Consider the following 17,616-nt stretch of genomic DNA (forward strand, 5'->3'; position numbering starts at 1 on the left):
ACGGCTATTCGTCACGTCCATACTTTTGGCAGGACCGGCCAACTCACTTCTCTTTTCGAAAAAGGTACCTTGTGATGAAAATACCTGTACTGTTGGCGCTCGGACTTACGACCCCGGGCGTAATGTTGTAGAGCTCCCAGCCGTTGGCATTCATTTGGGATATTTTTTCCAGGATGAGCTGCTCGTTGTTGTTGATGTTGCCAAAATTGATGCCACCCAGGCTGAAGAAATTCTTCATGTCTATTTCGTCCTTGTTTCCCCCTTTTTCGTTGATAAGCATCCGCGAGCGGCCTAAACCGCCAGGTACCACCGACTCGATGGTCGTCATTTGGGAGTAGTCATAACGAACGGCCTTCGGAGCAGGTTTGAAGGCAAAGAATCCACCGATGAGCAGGAGAAAGGCAAAGATAGCAAGGGCATTTTTCATGATTTTCTGAAAAGGTTTAAGTGAATGTTTTCAGAAAAATAATCGATTTTCACATCAAAGGCCTCCTCAAACCATGCTTTTTGTGGTAGTAAAGCACTTCACACTTTCGTCTTCAGGTACTCCACCAGCACCTCCAGGCCACGGTCGAATTTGTGATGGTTATTGATGATGACATCGGCTTCCGAGCGCAGGGGCTTGATGTACTTGTCGTAGGTAGGGGCCACGTGATTTTCCCAGCGGTAGAGCACATCGTCGAGGTCGTAGCCGCGCTCGCTGTTGTCACGAATGATACGGCGTTTTATTTTGATATGTTCCTTGGCATCCACAAAAACTTTCAGGTCGATCAGTTGGGCTACCTCGGGGAAGTAGAATACGAAAATTCCTTCCACTACGATGATCGGGGTAGGGGTGAATACGAGCGTTTTAGGGTCCAGCAACGGATTGTTGAAGGTGTACTCTTTTTGCCGTACTACCTTTCCCTGACGAAGTTCGGCGATATGCTGCGCAAACAGATGGTGATCGATCGTTTCGGGTAGGTCGAAATTCTCCACGCCATTGGCATCCTTCGGGATTTCGTGGATCGGGCGGTAGTAATTATCCTGCGAAATGCGGCAAATCTCGTCCTCGGAGAACGAGGCGAGCAGGTTTTTCATGAAAAAAGTTTTGCCGGAAGCACTTCCTCCCGTGATGCCCACGATGAAGGGTTTGGTAGAATGATTCATTGGATAATAGCCGATAGCGGTTGGCCAATGGCTGCTGGCTTTTAGTAAGTACCTTTAAATTGAATTTCTGTGCGCTGATTTCTGGATACGATAGTTGCGCTATTTTTACATTCTCTACTCTACAATCGCCAGTTTTCCGGCCCTGCTTTCTGTGCCGTCGGGGGCTATAGTCAACACCAGATAAACACCGCCCCGTGCGCGCCGTCCGGTATAATCCAGCAGGTTCCAGGAGGCCGTTCCGCCCTCCGAACGGGTTTCGAAAACGAGCCTTCCCGCCAGGTCCGTAATTTTTACTACCGTTTCATTCACCAACCCTTTGATCCCCACCATACCTGAGTAGCCGGGCCGTACCGGATTCGGGAAAATGGTAATCGTTTGTAAATCTGCCGCCGGAGCCGAAGCATCGGAGCGGTACGATACCAGGCCATTCGGGGTATCAATGTACAGCCGTCCGCTGGTTTCGTCAAATTTTAGGGCTAAAATCTGGTCCGATGGCAGGGGGCTGTTCGCGGCGTCGAACTGCCGAACCAGCCGGGTGCCGTCGGGACTGAACAGGTACAGGCCGTTTCGGGTACCAACCCATTTGCGGTCGCCCGGTTCGCTCACAATCGCGGTGTTGTATTCGTTGCTCAAAAGCCGGCGCTGACCGAATATGGGAAGTACCGCGTTAACAGCCCCGACGGACAGCACGCCCTCGGGCACAAAATAACCCACGCCCCGATCCGCCGCGAACCACACCAGTCCATTGCGATCCAGCGAAAGACTGTTGACCTGGGAGGAGGGTAAGCCGCCGTTGTTGGGCGAAGCAGTAAGGTACCTTTGTTGCTGCGTGGCCGGATTTTTCACCAGAATTCCGCCCCCCAAGGTACCGGGCAAACGAATCCACTGGAATCCGTTGCGGTCAACGATTATCGAATCAGTCCGCGTGGCAATCGTAGTATCGCCCGTCGGGGGACTTAGCGAACGGTAGCTTCCCGAAAAATTACTGATTAGTCCGGTCTGCCGATCGGCCACCCACAGATTGTTGGCGGCGTCCAAAATGGCTTCCTGAGTGGCCACCAGCAGCGGATCGCGAAAACCCGTAGCCTGATCCTGCGGACTGAGGGTTACGACGCGATTGTCCAGCGCGGCCACAATGCGGTCCTGGCTCACCCGGAGCGAAACCCGCTGACTCGTGGCCGGGTAGACGAGTTGCCAACCCGCGTTATTTTTTCGAAAAATACCCTGACCCGCTACTCCGGCGTAGAGCTTTTCCTGCAATACGGCAATCGAAGTGGCTGTAAAAGAGGCAGGTACCCTTTGCCAGTTTCCGTAAAACTGCCGATTGACATTGTCACTCAACGAAGTGCGCAAAATGCCCTGTGAGGTATGAGCATAGAGGCTGTCCTGCGTGAAACTGATCCCAAAAACCGCAGTTTCGGAGCCACCCGGGCCAATATTCTGGTAGGTTTCGCGCACCTCGAGGCGGGAGGGATCAAGCACTACGATACCGAAAAAGGTACTTAGGTAGGCTAGCTTTTTCCTAAAAATCAGTTGGTAACTGCGCCGATCATCGGGCAGAGAAGGGGCATCGCGTAGTAACGGCCACTCGGTAATGGATTGGAATTCTGTGTTTTCATCCAGCTGCACCAAATCCAGATTGCCATTCCGGTAACTCAACAACAGCTGGCGACTGTCCGGCTCGAAGGCCAGGCTGCTGATGCCTGTGTCGTGCAGGCCGTTGATTTTGGAATAAAGCACCGTACTGTCGTTTTGGGGTTGGTAGCTGAACAGTCCGTTGTAGGTAGCGCAGAAAAAACGGTCCTGCACCTGCTCCACACGCAAGGCCGAAAGATAGCTGAAATGCGTCTGCCAACCTCCTAAAGGCACCTCCTGAGCAAGGGCAGGATAGTAGGATAGACAAACGAAAAGTAGCGATCTCCATTTTCTCATATCCCATACGCAGTTAGCACCAGGCTGCGGCCCGTCGCCCGGTCGCGGTGCTCGCAGAGGTATATTCCCTGCCAGGTACCCAGATTCAGACGACCGTTGGTAATGGGCAGGCTCACCGAACTACCCAGCAGGGATGCTTTCAGGTGCGCGGGCATGTCGTCGCTCCCTTCGTAATTGTGGCGGTAGTAGGGGGCGTTTTCAGGAACTGCCTGGTTGAAATGACTTTCAAAATCCTGCCGTACCGTGGGGTCGGCATCCTCGTTGATCGTCAGGCTGGCCGATGTGTGTTGAATAAAAACATGCAGGATTCCGGCTTTGATGTGGCGCAGTTCGGAGATTTCACGTTCGACCCGGTCGGTAATCAAATGAAAGCCCCGGGGGTAGGGGGGGAGTCTGAATTCACGCTGAAATACCTGCATGGCTTCGGATCATTGGGTCAGTTCACCACGTATCCGGTTCAGCTCCAGGGGGCTGATGCGAAGGAAAGAAGCCAGGATTTTAGTCGGGATTTCATCGATCAGTCCGGGATATTCTTCATTGAAAAGCTGTAGGCGCGAACGCGCATCCCGCGAGCCCAGGGTTCGGCCCAGCGTGCGCTGCTGCAATACTTCCTCGTGCAATTTTTGCACTAGCCGGGTCCAGACCGGAATCTGATCGTACATCTTGATGAGGTCTTCATAGCGAAGTACCAGCAGGCGGCAATCGGTGACGGCCTGGATGTTTTCGTTGGCCGGGGCCTGGTAGCGGAAGCTGTCGGGAAGTACAGCTATGTTGCCTTTGGGAATGAAATAACGGGTCACTTCTCCATCCTGGTCGAAATGAAGCACGCGCAGGGTACCCTCCCTCACAAAGCAAATGGTACGGCAAATGTTGCCTTCCCGCAATAAGTAGTCTCCCGCGCCTAGTTCCATTTCACGCAGCGAGGCTTCCAGTGTGTCAAATTGGGCCTGGGACAACGAAACGTATTGTCCCAAGAAGTTTTTCAGTAGCTCCATAATGTATCAAAACTCACCAAAGTGGTTCGATGTTGCAGGGTAGTGTGAATAATTTTAAAGTATATCTCAGGGCTTACTATCGACAGTCACTATGGCAAATCCCCGACTGGTGCCCGTGCCGCAGGCGTTCTTCAAGGAACTAATAGTAAATTCGGTCGTGGCGGTCGGTGATACTGTAATCAAGTACGGGTTCAGGAAAGTTCCTTGCACGGAACTGCCGTCCGACAGCGTAAACGACCAGGGCGGCAAACCGTTCTTGAATTTCAGCCGGATGCGCGTAGAACCTCCCCCCACAATGGCACTACGCCCCGATACCTCACCTACGGCCATGTCGGGAGCCACCACTTTAATCTCCTGCGTTTCGCTGGCTACCCCCGGTGCGGTGGCCACAATGCGGATGCGATGGGAAGTGATGGTGTCCCGCTGGTAGGAAGGTGTGATTTTAACTTTAAGCGGACTTTCCTTTCCTGTCGTGGGCATATCGATGAAGCGACCCAGGCTGTCGGCGATCTGGACCACGAATTTGTTGGCCGCATAAAACCGGCCGGTCGTGGTGAACGGAATACTGATTTCACCCCCGGCACAGATCATGGTCTGGGAAGGCTTTTCCATTACGATCGTAGAGGGGGGCACATCTACCGACACGTGCGCGGTACCTGAGAAGCTACCCACACCGCACAGCCCACCCGCCGAGGTGATCCGGTAGGCCGTGGTGTTGTAGGGACTAACCTTCACCGGGTAGGGAGAAGTCAGGATATTGTTCTCGTAGGTACCATCGGAAAGCAGCACAAACCACGGGCCGCCCCCCTGAAAGCGGACGGTCAGCTCGGCATTACCCCCTTCTTTGAGCTTGATAGTGTCACTTTGCAGGAAGGCCTGCGTGGGCGCGGCAATGGTAATGCGCGTACTGTCGCTGATGAGCTGGGGCGACGACGAAACCACCCGCAGTAGATAATCGCCGGTAGGTGTTCCGATGGGTACCTTGGCCAGAATGGGCCCTACCGTATCGGCAGGCGAAATAGTCTGGAACTCCCCGTTCCGGTCGGTGATCTGAACCAGGAAATTATTGCCCGCCTTGTAGGCACCCGTCGCACTGAACGAAACCTGGAAGGGGGTGCTGGTACATACCCGGTAGCCTTTGTCCGCATCTTTCAGAGCCAGCCGGGGTTCGGGATTGGCATCAACATTGACGATCACGTTGCCCGACACAGTACCGCTGCCGCAGGCGTTGGATACACCCGTGAGCGTGTAGGTCTGGATTTTTTCGGGCTTAACTGAAAAATAGTACGGGTTGGTAAGCGTCTGGCCCACGGTAGTGCTGTCGGATAACTGAAACGACCAGGGAGCTGCCCCGCTAAAATTTACCCGCAGCTGGGCCTCTTGACCCGGCATAATGCGCGATGAGGTGGAGCCGTCCGCCGTCTCGAGCCGCCCGCCCGCCGTAGGGAGCAGGCGAATGGGAATTTCGCTGCCCAGAATAGCGGGGCTGGTGGACACGACGCGAATGCGGTACAGATGCCCGCCCGTCTTGTTTGGAGGAATGATAGCCTGAATAGGGCCGTTCTGGGCATTTTCTGAAATCACGACAAACTTGCCCGAGGCATCCAGAAGCTGCACCAAAAAGAGGTTGTCGGCATTGAAAGGTCCCTGAGCTGTAAAAGGCACACGGATGGAACTGCCCGGACATACCGAAAGGTACGATACATCGCCCGTCATAATAGCCGACACCTGGGTCGTGTTCGTCATCGGTTTACCAAACTGTCCCGAATTGGTATCTGATTCAATAATGGGCAGATTATTGATCTGCAGGGGTGTGACGACATTGCGCCCCTGAGCGGGAGCCGCCAGGGTAGTATCATTCTGCGGTGCGGTGGGCACTACCTGGGCATGCGCCGTCCCGAAGAGATGCAGGAGTATTCCGGAAAAAATGACAATTGAAAAAATTTTACCCATAGGACTCGGGAAGGATTCTGACTTCTGAAACGAAAAGAACCGGTGGATTTGTAAGCAAAGGCCCTTTTTTAATTTAAAAGTAAGGAAAAGAACCGGTTTTTTGAGTAAGATCTCGCAGGCCTGGTACCCTCAGTGCAATGCCACCAACTGATTGCCCCTCAGGATGGGTACCACGTCATAAAGGTCAGATTGTAATGAGTAGGTGATGTCTTTCTGAATACCCAGACGCTGCAAACGGCGTACGTGCGAAGAGTTGGCCACGAAGCCCGGCAGGTTGTCCCGGCCCTGCATATACAGCCGTTGTGCCATGAGCGCTCCGTCTTCCACCAGTATGAACTGATCCTTGAGCGCCTCGGCGAGAGCGCCCGCAAAAAGGGTGTCTTCCAGATTGGGACGTCCTTTCCAGCCTGCACATAACACCAGCACGTCGTACTGTTCCGAGCGCAGCTGGTTCACCAGGGCACCCAGGTTCAGGAAGGCTCCTACCATTACTTTTACTGCCGTAGTTTTCGCTTTGGCAATCGACAGGGTACCGTTGGTGGTGGTCATGGCGATATGCGCCCCGATGACCTTTTCCGACATATAACTGAACGGAGAATTGTCCAGATCGAAGCCTTCTACTTTCATGGCGTCCCGCTCGGCGGCGGCCAGGTATCCCTTCTCCTGCAACGCCTTACACTCTTCAACCGTGGCCACGGGCGTAATACTTTTTACGCCATAGGCCAGGCCGGTGACCATGCAGGAAGTGGCCCGGAATACGTCTGCTACCACTACGATGGAGTTTTCCAGCTTGTGCAGGTGCAGTAAATCAGGCGTAAGACAAACGTCAAGTTGTTTCAAGTTCTAATGAGTGAATGAGTGAATGAGTACAGAAGTTCAGGAATAGGGAAGTACAGGAGTTCAGGACTACAACAGTGTATGGGACTCTTTTTGTACTGTTGTGCCATTGTGCTACTGTACTCTTAAAATCAAACAAAGGGCATTTTTACGACTTGTGCCTTGAGAAGCCGATCGCGTACTTTTACAAATATTTCAGTGCCGGGTTTGGCGTAAGCGGTGGGTACGTAGCCCATGCCGATGCCTTTTTGCAGGGTAGGTGAAATGGTACCTGAGGTAACTTCCCCGATTTTCGCGCCGTCGGCGGTGCATAGTTCGTAATGCCCGCGCGGGATACCCTTTTCCAGGAGTTCAAACCCCACCAATTTGCGGGACAAACCCCGTTCTTTCTGCGCTTTCAAAGCGGTGGAGTTGATAAAGTCTTTGGTAAATTTTGTCACCCAGCCCAGGCCGGCTTCCAGCGGTGAAGTGGTATCGTCAATGTCGTTGCCATACAGGCAGTACCCTTTTTCCAGCCGCAGTGTGTCGCGCGCGCCCAGGCCGACGGGCTTGATGCCAAACTCAGCGCCGGCTTCGAAAATGGCTTTCCACATCGCTTCGGCGTCTTTGGCCCATACATACACCTCGAAGCCACCCGCTCCGGTGTAGCCCGTGGCCGAAATAAGCACATCGTCAATGTCCGCCAGGGTACCCGTAGTGAATGTATAGTATTCCAGAGCCGACAGATCGATCTCCGTCAGCTTCTGCAAGGTAGCCGTGGCCAACGGACCCTGCACCGCCAGCAGACACAGGCGATCGGAAATGTTTTCCATTTCAGCGCCTTCGGTGTTGTGGCTCACGATCCAGTCCCAATCCTTTTCAATGTTGGAAGCGTTCACTACCAGGTAATACTCGTTTGCGTTGTAGCGGTATACCAGCAGGTCGTCCACGACGCCGCCAGTGGCATTGGGTAGGTAGCTGTACTGTACCTTACCATCGGTAAGCACCGAAGCGTCGTTGGCCGACACCTTCTGAATCAGCGCCAAAGCTCCCGGTCCCCTGACCACAAACTCGCCCATGTGCGACACGTCAAAAACACCGACGCCATTCCGGACTGTATGATGTTCTTCGAGGTCGGACGAATAACGGACTGGCATTTCAAAACCGGCGAAGGGTACCATTTTGGCACCTAGTCCGACGTGTACGTCGTGAAGAGGGATCGTTTTCATGAGTTCGAATATAGTTTATCAGGTATGCCGTTGGCCCGAGACGTGAATGGTATTGCCGCGCAAAAGTAGGAAAAGACGGCCAAAGGCTAGCGCTTTGCCGCCAGATTTGAGCCGTAGCGCCCGAGGGTACCCTGCGGAAAAGGCAGTTTCAAGAAAAATTTGCTACCTTTTTCCCAAAATCAACCTCAATCCAGTTTTCATGAAAAGAATACTTTTACTTCTTGCTTTTTTACTATGTACCGGACTTTCGGCGTTCGCCCAGAAACAAATTATCCGCACCGACGGCGCGCCTCAGCCGGTAGGGCCGTACAGCCAGGGGGTGGTGGCTCAGGGACTGCTGTTTGTGGCGGGGCAGGTGGGGCTGGACCCGGCTACCCGCAAATTGGTGGAGGGAGGGCTAGAAAAAGAGGTACCGCAAATCATGGAGAACATCAAGGCGATCCTGGCCGCGCACGGCATGGATATGACCCACGTGGTGAACACGACAATTTTTATGAAAAATCTGGCGCAGTTCGAAAAAGTGAATGACCTATACGCATCGTATTTTACCCGTGATTTCCCGGCGCGTACCACGGTGGGAGTCGATGCGATTCCGGCTGGCGGGGCGATCGAAATCGCCGTGGTGGCCGTGGTACCTTTCCGCAAGCGAAAAAAATAAGGCGGCCGAGTATCGGCCGCCTTATTTTTGCTACCCACGAATAGAACTATTCTCAGGCAGGTACCGACTGCTGCTCCTGCAGGTACTCCATCAAACTACGGATGGACGTGATGCGGGCGTAGTCTTCATCGGGGATGGCAATAGAAAACTCCTGTTCCAACTGCATCATCATATCCACGAGGTCGAGGCTGTCAAAACCCAGGTCCTTGATAAAATGAGCGTCGTCGGTGATGGCGGTTGCTTCTACGCCAAAGTTATTCAGAATAGAGATAATGCGCTGTTTCATGGTCTTATTGGATTTCTATGGATTACAAATACCGGAGGAATTTATTTTTTTAAAACGTAATTTTTTTAAGGATAGTACCATTTAAAAGTGCAAAATGTTCCATTTTTCTAAAATATTTTGTACAGCATTGACTACCAAAAAGTTGCATTTGAGCCATGCGAAGTTTGCTTGCTTTGCAGCGACAAATCAAATGGGTTTATTACAATATTCGATATGAAAAATGACGAACGATGCCCAGATCTTGACCAACCTTAGGAAAAACGGAGTAGATCTTTGAAAAGCTTCTATTCCATAAAGAGATACGATTTCATCGGAAATGGTTGGAAAGCGTCCCAGGTCGGGCGGACTAACCTATCTGAAGGGTACCTTGTGGGTAGTTGCCCGACACGATTACGGGTTCTAAGGTACCTTAGGTTCGTTGGGGTACCTCAAATGGTGAATTTTTCCCAGCCTGGGCCGCTCATCCGATCAGCAGATAAACCGGGAGCGATAATATTTCGGAATACTTTTGATTAAATAACCTCGTTTATTGCTTTTTAATCTGGTGGGGGTACCTACTTCTGATCTTAATCCCATAATTTACGATGAATCTAAAACCAGGTTTACTGCTGCTGCTGATCGCAGGCTTCACAATGGCAATCAACACAAAGGCCGAAGCTATCAATGTTATGCCCGGAGCTGAACCTAGCGGGCGGCTCTACGAAATGCGTATTTATTACTGTGAGCCGGGCCGTCTCGATGCGCTCCTGACACGTTTTCGCAATCATACCACCCGTATTTTTGAAAAGCACGGCATGACCAACGTAGGGTACTGGTTGCCGATCGACAATACCGACAACAAGCTGGTGTACGTACTTTCGTATCCCGACATGGCCGCCCGCGAGGCCGCCTGGAAGGCGTTTGGCAGCGATCCCGAATGGAAGAAGGTAGCGTCGGATTCGGAGAAGGATGGCAAGATCGTGTCGAAGGTTGACAAAATTTTCATGCACGAAACTGACTTTTCCTTTCCCATGAAAGTGACCGGCCCCGCCGACGATCGGGTGTATGAGCTTCGGATTTACCATACCAATCCGGGTAAATTACCGGATTTGCTGGCGCGGTTTCGTAACCATACCACGGCGCTTTTTGCCAAGCAAGGCATTACCAACCTGAATTACTGGCTTCCCGATGAAATCGACAACGAGCTGATCTACATGCTGGCGTACCCCAATATGGAAGCGGCCAAGGCAAAGTTCGAAGCCTTCCGGGCCGATCCGGATTGGATTAAGGCGCGGGACTACTCCGAACGCAATGGCAAGATCGTAGAACGCGTAGAATCTACCTACCTTCGGGCCACCGATTTTTCACCCATCCGTTGATCCGCTTCACGGACTATCTCATTTAATAACCTGTTCCAATGAAATTCCTACGATATAGTGGTTTGCTTTCCCTGCTGCTGGGCACTGCCCAGGCTCAGACGGCCGGAAACTACACCCCCATTTCTCTGAATGACCTGAGTGCTTTTGAATCACCTTCTTCGGGCTGGAAACTGTCCTCGGGACTGATGGTCAACCCTACAAGTGGGTCTGTCAACCCCGAGCGTAGCGGTAGCGGCGTACTCATTGGCTCGGCGGGTCAGACGCTGAAAACCCGGGCCACGATGCAGGATTTGCGCCTGCGCTTTGATTTCATGCTTTCGCTAGGCGCGCAAGCCCAGGTCGTTCTGCCTGGTGGCTCTCGGGTGCTGCTGGCTGAAGGAAGTTCCGTCAACGAGCCAGGTGCCACCACGAGCGGCTATGCCGGTTTGTTTCCGCTCCAGAATGCTACCAAGGCCGCGGGGCTATGGCAGACTCTGGAGCTGGCCTATGACGCTTCGACTGCCACTGAACCCGGCACGGCACGTTTGAACTCAGTAATGCTGAATGGCGTGATCATACAGCAGGGTGAGTACCTGCCTCTGACTAAGCCACTGACCCAAGGCCAGCCCCTTGCCCTGGAAATAACCAAAGGTACCGTGGCTTTTCGGAACATGGGGTACCAATCGCTGGCTAACCGTAAGCCTTTGTCCGTCGGGAACCTGTCGTATAAATTATTCACCGATGCGTGGGATACCAAAAATCCCGTAAAAGTGGAACGGGAGGTCAAAACCGCCGCCATCACCCAGGAGCTGGGTAACGGTATGCGGGAGTTTCACCTGATTTTTGAAGGAGAAATGCAGGCCGACGAGGCAGGTGAGTATATTTTCACAATAGCCCAGTCGGGGCCGGTAGCGCAACTGACTGTGGATGGTAAGGAGGTACTGGCTGTGGGTGAAAGTACCTCGCAAGATACCCATACGGGGCAGGTAATGCTGGATAAGGGTAAACACCGGTTTACGCTGCGTTACTCCCGCTTTCCCTGGCGGGCTCCGGCTCTGGGACTGAGTGTGTCCACGGCCGGGGTACGTCCTTATGATTTGACTACCTTGTCGTCGTTGCCGGTGCCCGATCCCAAGCCTTACATAAGCGTGACGCCCGAAGGACGGCCTGAGATGATTCGCTCATTTATCCATTATCAAGACGAAAAAGGCAAACGTACCCATGCCCTGTCGGTGGGTAGTCCGGCGGGCTGGCATTATACGATGGATCTCAACCGGGCGGCCTTGCTCCAAACCTGGCGGGGGCAGTTTGCCGACGTCACCGAAATGTGGTACGAGCGCGGCGAGCCGCAGCTTCTGGAAACGGCGGGTTTGACCGTACCCGTTTCCGGGCAAAGCAGCTATGCCGTTTTGTCGAATGAAGCTACCGCATGGCCCGACTCCTCCAATCTGAACTATCTGGGTTACCGCCTCGATGCACAAGGTACCCCTACGCTGCGTTACGCGTTCGGCCCCGCTACCTTGACCGACCAGATTGCCGCCAATGCCGCGGGCCTCACCCGTACCATCGCCGTAGCCGGGGCGGCGGTGCCGAATTTGTACGCGTTGCTGGGTACGGGTGAAAACATCACGCTGGTTGAAAAAGGATTGTACAAGATCGACAACCGGTATTACGTTCGGGTTGATGGCAAGGCCAAGGTCATGCAACGCACTTCGGCGGGTCGGCAGGAACTGCTGCTTCCCGTGAGCGGGACGGTGAGTTACACGATGTTTTGGTGAGTTTTGAGATTGACGTATTTGAAAACCAATTATATAAAATGAAAAAGTACCTAGTTAACCTGATAGGGTTTCTGACGGTTGCGACACTCGGCTTTGCCCAGAACCGTCCCATGACCGAGGATGATTATTACCGGATCATCACGATGCCGATTCCGCAGGATATTCAGATGGAAGTGGGCGGACTGGCCGTGCTGCCTGATGGTCGCCTGGCGGCCTCTACCCGGCGCGGTGAGGTGTGGATGATCGGCAATCCTTACATGAAAGGCAACGGGCGACCTACCTTCAGCCGCTTTGCGCATGGTCTGCACGAACCACTGGGCCTGCTCTATCGGGGCGATCATTTCCTGATCACCCAACGGGGTGAGGTCACCAAACTGGTGGATACCGACAATGATGGCGTGGCCGATGTGTATGATTCGTTCGCGCGCTGGCCGCTGTCGGGCAACTACCACCAGTACTCCTACGGTCCGGTACCCCTTTCCAATGGTGAGATGATTATTACGCTCAATCTGGACTGGATCGGTAAGGGTGCCAGCCAGTCGAAATGGCGGGGCTGGATGCTCAAATTGGGTGAAGACGGAAAACTGACCCCCTGGGCTACAGGACTGCGCTCTCCGGCGGGTTTTGGCGAGTTCAAAGGTGATATTTTCTATACCGAAAACCAGGGCGACTGGGTAGGTTCGGGTCGCATGACACACTTGGAGAAGGGTGATTTTGCCGGCAACCCTGCCGGACTGCGGTGGAGCAATGAAGACGGTTCACCCGTAAAGCTGCGCCCCGAAGATGTACCCGACACCGGCGAACCGCTCTACGACGTAGCCCAACGTACCCCCGGCATTAAGCCGCCAGCCGTATGGTTTCCACACACGCTGATGGGTATCTCGACGTCCGATTTTAAAGAAGATACTACCGGCGGGGCCTTCGGACCATTTGCCGGGCAGATGTTTGTCGGCGATCAGGGCCACAGCAAAATTATGCGCGTGGACATGGAGAAAGTGAATGGCGTGTGGCAGGGAGCTTCCTTTCCGTTCCGCGAAAAATTTGAATCGGGCCTGATCCGGTTGGTATGGGGCCTGGACGGCTCGCTGTTCGTAGGTCAGACCGCCCGGGGCTGGTCGGCTACGGGCAAGGAACCCTTCGGCATTCAGCGGGTCGTGTGGACGGGGCAGACACCTTTTGAAATCAAAACCATCCGCTCCAAACCGGACGGCTTCGAACTGACCTTCACTTTGCCCGTAGATCCCGCCACAGCGGGTGATCCTGCTTCGTACAGTCTTAACAGCTTTACCTACAAGTACCACCACACCTACGGTAGTCCGATCATCAACGCCGAACCTTTGGCGATCAAGGGCATCGTAGTGGCTGCCGACGGCCTGAGCGCCCGGTTGGTGGTGGACGAAACCAAACTGCGCAAGGGGTACATCCACGAAGTGAAAGCCGAAGGCTTGAAATCGAAAGAAGGTTTGTCGCTTTTGCACAATGTAGGGTACTATACCCTGAATGAAATCGCACCGGGTGGAAAAGCCGACGCGTCGCAGTTTACGGCCAGCAGCAAGAATACGATGTCGGGAATGGATCATAGTCAGCACACCGCTACCGAAGCGATGCCCGTTGCTAACTCGACCAAGCGTGTGACGACTCAACCCGCCAGCTGGACCAATGGCCCCGACCAGGTCGTCACGCTGGGTACCAAGCCGGGCCTGAAATTCGACCTGGCGGAGATTCAGGTCAAAGCGGGTAGTAAGGTGAAGCTGGTATTCAACAACAACGACGACATGCTGCACAACTGCGTCATCACCAAACCCGGCATGGCCAATTCGGTGGGAGAAGCCGCTCTGAATCTGGGACTTAAAGGCGCGGAAATGAACTACATCCCTGACTCGCCCAACGTACTGTACCATACCGCACTTATGCAGCCCGAAAGCAGCGAGGCCCTCTATTTTGTGGCTCCCGCCAAAGCGGGTGATTACCAGTACGTATGTACCTTCCCCGGCCACTATACATTAATGCAGGGAAAATTGAAGGTAGTGAAGTAGGGAGGGTTTAAGTAATTTAATTAGGGGGTACTTTTTTCTAAGAAAAGTACCCCCTAATTTTTGATATTGCAAGATGCTATGACTCGGTGGATGGCACTGCCTCAGCGGTTTTCTTTATTGGATTTTCACGTGCCTTCCGCCGCCACCATCTCCGCTTTTTCCGCCCCGACAATCCTTCCAGATTGGTTTTGAAGTAATGCAGGGCCTCATCCAATTCACGGTTGATGGCCTGCCGCGCCAGTCGGGATTCGCTGATCAGGAGTACGCTGGTATAAAACAGCATGAGCGCACCGAGTATGCTCAACAAAACGGGAAGCCAGGTACGTCGCGAATTGATCACGTCCAGAATCCCCAGGCTCAGGCTGGTCGCGATGAACGTTCCCAATGAAAGATACAGCGTAGTGAGCGCTCGTTGCAGCAGCCGGGTACGGTGAGAGGCCTTGTCCATCAGGAACAGTAGCAGTTGCGTTTCACTGGTCGCTGTGTCGGTAGGTGTTTCAGATTTTTGTACCATTTCCTTCAACTCATCAATCAGGAACCGGCACCGTTCGACGACCAGATTCAGGCGTTGCGAGGTGATGGTAATCAGCGAACCACAGGCCAGGATGAGCACCACCGGCGCGATCATCGACGAAAGGATCGTCAGTGTTTGCGAAAGTTTGGTAATGGTTATGAAATCACTCAGGTTCATATGCCTCCGATGATTGCAGGCAGGAAGGGGTACCAGCGGCCTCCAAAGCCCAAGGTACCCCTTTCTTCCAAAAGTTATTTCATGGAAAAATGCCCAACATCTGATAGCTGAGGGCGATTTTCTGAATGGATACGTAGAAAGCCGCCGTGCGCAGATCGCCCAGTTCGGGTTTGGCTACGAGCGCGTTGCGCATTTCGTGGTAGGCATCAATCATGGTATCTTCCAGGCCCGAGCGCACGATATCCTCTTCGTCGGAACCGTGCGTGATGTCGGCCCGGTTTTCGGCATCCAGCTTTTTGCCGGTAAGCGTTTCCACCGAGCCGATTATCTTTTCAAAACTCTTTTCATCAGCCCGCTTGCCCATGCGTCCGAAACGCACATTGGAGATATTCTTGAGCCATTCGAAGTACGAAACTGTCACACCGCCGGCATTAAGGTAGAGGTCGGGAATGATGACGATACCCTTGGAAAGCAAAATTTCCTCGGCCTGCATCGTGACGGGACCATTGGCTGCTTCGGCGATCACTTTGGCCTTGATGGAATTGGCGTTCTCCTCGTTGATCTGATTTTCGAGCGCGGCAGGTATCAGAATATCACAGGGCATGTTGAGCATCGACCGCGAGTCGGCGATGTCGGTCGCGCCGGGAAACTTCGTGACGGACTTGGTGGCTTTCCGGTGCTCGTCCAGAGCACCGATGTTGATACCATTTTCATTATAGACGCCCCCGTCATATTCGGCGATGCCAATGATTTTTGCGCCCTCTTCGTGCAGGAACTTGGCAGTATGAAAACCCACATTACCAAAGCCCTGAATAATCACGGTTTTGTCTTTCAGACCCGTCGTGAGCCCCAGTTTTTTTACATCGTCTTCGAATTTGAAAAACTCGCGCAGGCCGAAGAAAACGCCCAGGCCCGTAGCCTCCGTGCGCCCGCGTATGCCGCCGATGCCCACGGGCTTGCCCGTCACGCAGCCCTGCGCGTTGGTATCGCCAAATTTGAAGGTCATGTAGGTGTCGGCGATCCAGCCCATTTCGCGCCCGCCCGTACCGTAGTCGGGGGCAGGTACATCCACCGCCGGGCCGATCAGGTTTTTCTTGATGAGCTCGGCGGCGAAGCGGCGCGTGACTTTTTCCAGCATCTCGGGAGACGACTGACGCGGGTCGATTTTGACACCGCCCTTGGCCCCGCCGAAGGGTACGTTCACGACCGCACATTTGAACGTCATGAGCGTGGCGAGGGCTTTTACTTCATCTTCCGATACCTCCGTACTGTACCGAATGCCGCCTTTGGTGGGTAGTTTGTGATTGCTGTGCTGAACACGAATTCCCTCGATGTTATGAATTTCGCCATCTACTTCTACGGGAAAAATGACTTTATAGGTACTGTTGCAATGACGGATGCGCTCGATCAAACCGCTCGACAGGCCGGTATGCTGCGCGGCTTTGTCGTAATAGTGCATGACGGTGTCGAGGAATTTTTTTCCTTCTTCCAGGTGATCTGACATAATTTCCAGGGTTTGAAGTGTAAGCGAGGACCAATCGGACCTCCTCTGACAAATATGAAAAAACTACGCCGAATAGTTCTACCTTTTGTGAAGAAATGCGGGTGAACGGAGTGGATTTTCTACCCCGGAGCCAAGGTCTAACGGACCGGAAGGGGCTTTACAAGGTACCCCAAAGCGCGTAATTGCCCGATGAGTCCTTCTTTAAAACGCAAATGCCCGTACCCCACGGCCACAAAACACGGATGCTCGCGGAAAGCCTGATCAAGTGTCACCATCCAGGCGTCGTTCCGTTGGTGTAGCTGGTAGGCGTCGCTCGCGGTTTTGATGGGAGCATCGAGCTGGTAGTCAATCTGAAAACTCGTGTAGTGCTGGACAATCTCACAGTCGGTGGCGTCGTCTTTCAGCATCTTGTCCATCAGTTCGATCACGGCTTTTGCATAGCCTGCATTCTGGATCGAATCCCGGCTTTTTGCGCCTTCTGCCAAGATATCCATGTGGGATCGGTCGAGGGAAAGTACCTGTTTGTTCCGGAAATGCCCCATTTTTTCGATGAAGTGATCCATAAGCTCGCCCGATTGTCGATTGAGGGTGTCGCAAAAATTTTGAATATAGATACGCGCCAGCGCGCTGGTCAGTAGCAGGGGAGGGTAGGTATAGTAGGTCGGATCTTCTGCTTTTTCCACAAAAGAAGCAAATACTTTTTCTTGGTCGGGATTCAGGGTACCTTCCCATTGTTCACGCGTCCAGAAAGTCAGATTATTGGCGCCAGCCACGTTCTGGGCATCACTCCTTTTCTCTTCGACGTACAATATTTCCGATTGATCCAGTTTCTCAACGGCATTTGGCAGCGAGGAAAAAAAGGTAGCATTGACTTCATGAAAGGTACCGAACAGGTAGGAGGTATGGGGTACCCCCGGCTTGCTTACCTCCCAAAGTAGCGTTCCGGGCCGATCCTGCCCTACCCCGAAAAGGGGTTGTAGTAGCAACAAAAAACAAGCAACATATTTAACCATAGCAATTTTTCATGAATTGAGACGGATCACAATCTTTCACCCTTAGAGCTTATGAAGGTACCCGTTGAAAAACAGAGTATACGAGGACAAAAGCTGCAAAATGGCCCTGACTACTTTTCTAGGCAGTCAATACAGGTAAATCGAAAGCATTACGTGACGGGGGTGTGGGCGGACAGGAGAATTACTGAATTTGTTGACAGAACATCTATTCGTTCGACAAAAAGCACACAGTCTAAGCA

Annotated in this window: 16 protein-coding genes; 4 read left to right on the plus strand and 12 right to left on the minus strand. The window is 53.0% G+C overall.

All coding sequences use genetic code 11. The features are described from left to right. Positions 1–43: 43 nt before the first annotated feature. The 8 genes from GBK04_RS15555 to gcvT form a co-directional block, all read right to left on the minus strand. Positions 44–427 (minus strand): hypothetical protein, encoded by a 384-nt coding sequence (locus GBK04_RS15555; RefSeq protein WP_373331015.1) that lies wholly within the window; start codon positions 425–427, stop codon positions 44–46. 98 nt (positions 428–525) lie between these two features. Beyond that, positions 526–1,149: a uridine kinase family protein gene (locus GBK04_RS15560; protein ID WP_152761191.1), complete on the minus strand. Its 624-nt coding sequence runs from the start codon at positions 1,147–1,149 to the stop codon at positions 526–528. A gap of 114 nt (positions 1,150–1,263) precedes the next feature. Next, positions 1,264–3,081 (minus strand): PorZ beta-propeller-like domain-containing protein, encoded by a 1,818-nt coding sequence (locus GBK04_RS15565; protein WP_152761193.1) that lies wholly within the window; start codon positions 3,079–3,081, stop codon positions 1,264–1,266. Next, positions 3,078–3,500, minus strand: coding sequence for a secondary thiamine-phosphate synthase enzyme YjbQ (locus GBK04_RS15570; RefSeq protein ID WP_152761195.1), 423 nt, complete (start codon positions 3,498–3,500; stop codon positions 3,078–3,080). The genes GBK04_RS15565 and GBK04_RS15570 overlap by 4 nt, the downstream gene beginning before the upstream one ends. A 9-nt stretch (positions 3,501–3,509) precedes the next feature. Then, entirely contained in the window at positions 3,510–4,076 is a 567-nt protein-coding gene (locus GBK04_RS15575; RefSeq protein ID WP_152761197.1) for a Crp/Fnr family transcriptional regulator, read from the minus strand. A 66-nt stretch (positions 4,077–4,142) separates the two neighbouring features. Continuing rightward, positions 4,143–6,029, minus strand: a complete 1,887-nt coding sequence (locus GBK04_RS15580) for a hypothetical protein (protein ID WP_152761199.1) — start codon at positions 6,027–6,029, stop codon at positions 4,143–4,145. Between the two features lie 129 nt (positions 6,030–6,158). After that, positions 6,159–6,869 (minus strand): 2-phosphosulfolactate phosphatase, encoded by a 711-nt coding sequence (locus tag GBK04_RS15585; RefSeq protein WP_152761201.1) that lies wholly within the window; start codon positions 6,867–6,869, stop codon positions 6,159–6,161. Positions 6,870–6,997: 128 nt separating this feature from the next. Further along, a complete protein-coding gene (gene gcvT, locus GBK04_RS15590; protein ID WP_152761203.1) occupies positions 6,998–8,074 on the minus strand; it encodes a glycine cleavage system aminomethyltransferase GcvT in 1,077 nt (358 codons plus the stop codon). A gap of 199 nt (positions 8,075–8,273) precedes the next feature. Between gcvT and GBK04_RS15595 the strand changes: the two genes are divergently transcribed. Continuing rightward, positions 8,274–8,732 (plus strand): Rid family detoxifying hydrolase, encoded by a 459-nt coding sequence (locus GBK04_RS15595; RefSeq protein WP_152761205.1) that lies wholly within the window; start codon positions 8,274–8,276, stop codon positions 8,730–8,732. 52 nt (positions 8,733–8,784) lie between these two features. Here the strand turns inward: GBK04_RS15595 and GBK04_RS15600 are convergent, their stop codons facing one another. Further along, positions 8,785–9,018, minus strand: coding sequence for an acyl carrier protein (locus tag GBK04_RS15600; protein WP_152761207.1), 234 nt, complete (start codon positions 9,016–9,018; stop codon positions 8,785–8,787). Between the two features lie 584 nt (positions 9,019–9,602). On the opposite strand from GBK04_RS15600, the gene GBK04_RS15605 reads away from it, so the two are divergent. The 3 genes from GBK04_RS15605 to GBK04_RS15615 are packed head-to-tail and all read left to right on the plus strand — an operon-like array spanning position 9,603 to position 14,169. Next, positions 9,603–10,376, plus strand: a complete 774-nt coding sequence (locus tag GBK04_RS15605) for an NIPSNAP family protein (RefSeq protein WP_152761209.1) — start codon at positions 9,603–9,605, stop codon at positions 10,374–10,376. A 38-nt stretch (positions 10,377–10,414) separates the two neighbouring features. Continuing rightward, entirely contained in the window at positions 10,415–12,133 is a 1,719-nt protein-coding gene (locus GBK04_RS15610) for a PA14 domain-containing protein (RefSeq protein ID WP_152761211.1), read from the plus strand. A 38-nt stretch (positions 12,134–12,171) separates the two neighbouring features. Further along, positions 12,172–14,169, plus strand: coding sequence for a plastocyanin/azurin family copper-binding protein (locus tag GBK04_RS15615; RefSeq protein ID WP_152761213.1), 1,998 nt, complete (start codon positions 12,172–12,174; stop codon positions 14,167–14,169). A 76-nt stretch (positions 14,170–14,245) separates the two neighbouring features. Here the strand turns inward: GBK04_RS15615 and GBK04_RS15620 are convergent, their stop codons facing one another. The 3 genes from GBK04_RS15620 to GBK04_RS15630 all read right to left on the minus strand — a co-directional run bounded on the left by GBK04_RS15620 (position 14,246) and on the right by GBK04_RS15630 (position 17,353). Further along, positions 14,246–14,860: a DUF2721 domain-containing protein gene (locus GBK04_RS15620; protein WP_152761215.1), complete on the minus strand. Its 615-nt coding sequence runs from the start codon at positions 14,858–14,860 to the stop codon at positions 14,246–14,248. Between the two features lie 79 nt (positions 14,861–14,939). Next, positions 14,940–16,364 carry a Glu/Leu/Phe/Val family dehydrogenase gene (locus GBK04_RS15625; protein WP_152761217.1) on the minus strand — a complete coding sequence of 475 codons (1,425 nt, stop codon included), beginning with the start codon at positions 16,362–16,364 and terminating at the stop codon, positions 14,940–14,942. Positions 16,365–16,501: 137 nt separating this feature from the next. Next, entirely contained in the window at positions 16,502–17,353 is an 852-nt protein-coding gene (locus GBK04_RS15630) for a TraB/GumN family protein (protein ID WP_373331016.1), read from the minus strand. Positions 17,354–17,616: the final 263 nt, after the last annotated feature.

The organism is Salmonirosea aquatica (assembly GCF_009296315.1).
Classification (GTDB): domain Bacteria; phylum Bacteroidota; class Bacteroidia; order Cytophagales; family Spirosomataceae; genus Salmonirosea; species Salmonirosea aquatica.

Excerpts from the sequence above, each read along its gene's own strand:
- GBK04_RS15580 (WP_152761199.1), bottom strand. The coding sequence starts at position 6,029 with ATGGGTAAAATTTTTTCAATTGTCATTTTTTCCGGAATACTCCTGCAT.
- GBK04_RS15610 (WP_152761211.1), top strand. The coding sequence starts at position 10,415 with ATGAAATTCCTACGATATAGTGGTTTGCTTTCCCTGCTGCTGGGCACT.
- GBK04_RS15605 (WP_152761209.1), top strand. The coding sequence starts at position 9,603 with ATGAATCTAAAACCAGGTTTACTGCTGCTGCTGATCGCAGGCTTCACA.
- GBK04_RS15625 (WP_152761217.1), bottom strand. The coding sequence starts at position 16,364 with ATGTCAGATCACCTGGAAGAAGGAAAAAAATTCCTCGACACCGTCATG.
- GBK04_RS15575 (WP_152761197.1), bottom strand. The coding sequence starts at position 4,076 with ATGGAGCTACTGAAAAACTTCTTGGGACAATACGTTTCGTTGTCCCAG.
- GBK04_RS15565 (WP_152761193.1), bottom strand. The coding sequence starts at position 3,081 with ATGAGAAAATGGAGATCGCTACTTTTCGTTTGTCTATCCTACTATCCT.
- GBK04_RS15555 (WP_373331015.1), bottom strand. The coding sequence starts at position 427 with ATGAAAAATGCCCTTGCTATCTTTGCCTTTCTCCTGCTCATCGGTGGA.
- GBK04_RS15570 (WP_152761195.1), bottom strand. The coding sequence starts at position 3,500 with ATGCAGGTATTTCAGCGTGAATTCAGACTCCCCCCCTACCCCCGGGGC.
- GBK04_RS15560 (WP_152761191.1), bottom strand. The coding sequence starts at position 1,149 with ATGAATCATTCTACCAAACCCTTCATCGTGGGCATCACGGGAGGAAGT.
- GBK04_RS15615 (WP_152761213.1), top strand. The coding sequence starts at position 12,172 with ATGAAAAAGTACCTAGTTAACCTGATAGGGTTTCTGACGGTTGCGACA.
- GBK04_RS15620 (WP_152761215.1), bottom strand. The coding sequence starts at position 14,860 with ATGAACCTGAGTGATTTCATAACCATTACCAAACTTTCGCAAACACTG.
- gcvT (WP_152761203.1), bottom strand. The coding sequence starts at position 8,074 with ATGAAAACGATCCCTCTTCACGACGTACACGTCGGACTAGGTGCCAAA.
- GBK04_RS15595 (WP_152761205.1), top strand. The coding sequence starts at position 8,274 with ATGAAAAGAATACTTTTACTTCTTGCTTTTTTACTATGTACCGGACTT.
- GBK04_RS15600 (WP_152761207.1), bottom strand. The coding sequence starts at position 9,018 with ATGAAACAGCGCATTATCTCTATTCTGAATAACTTTGGCGTAGAAGCA.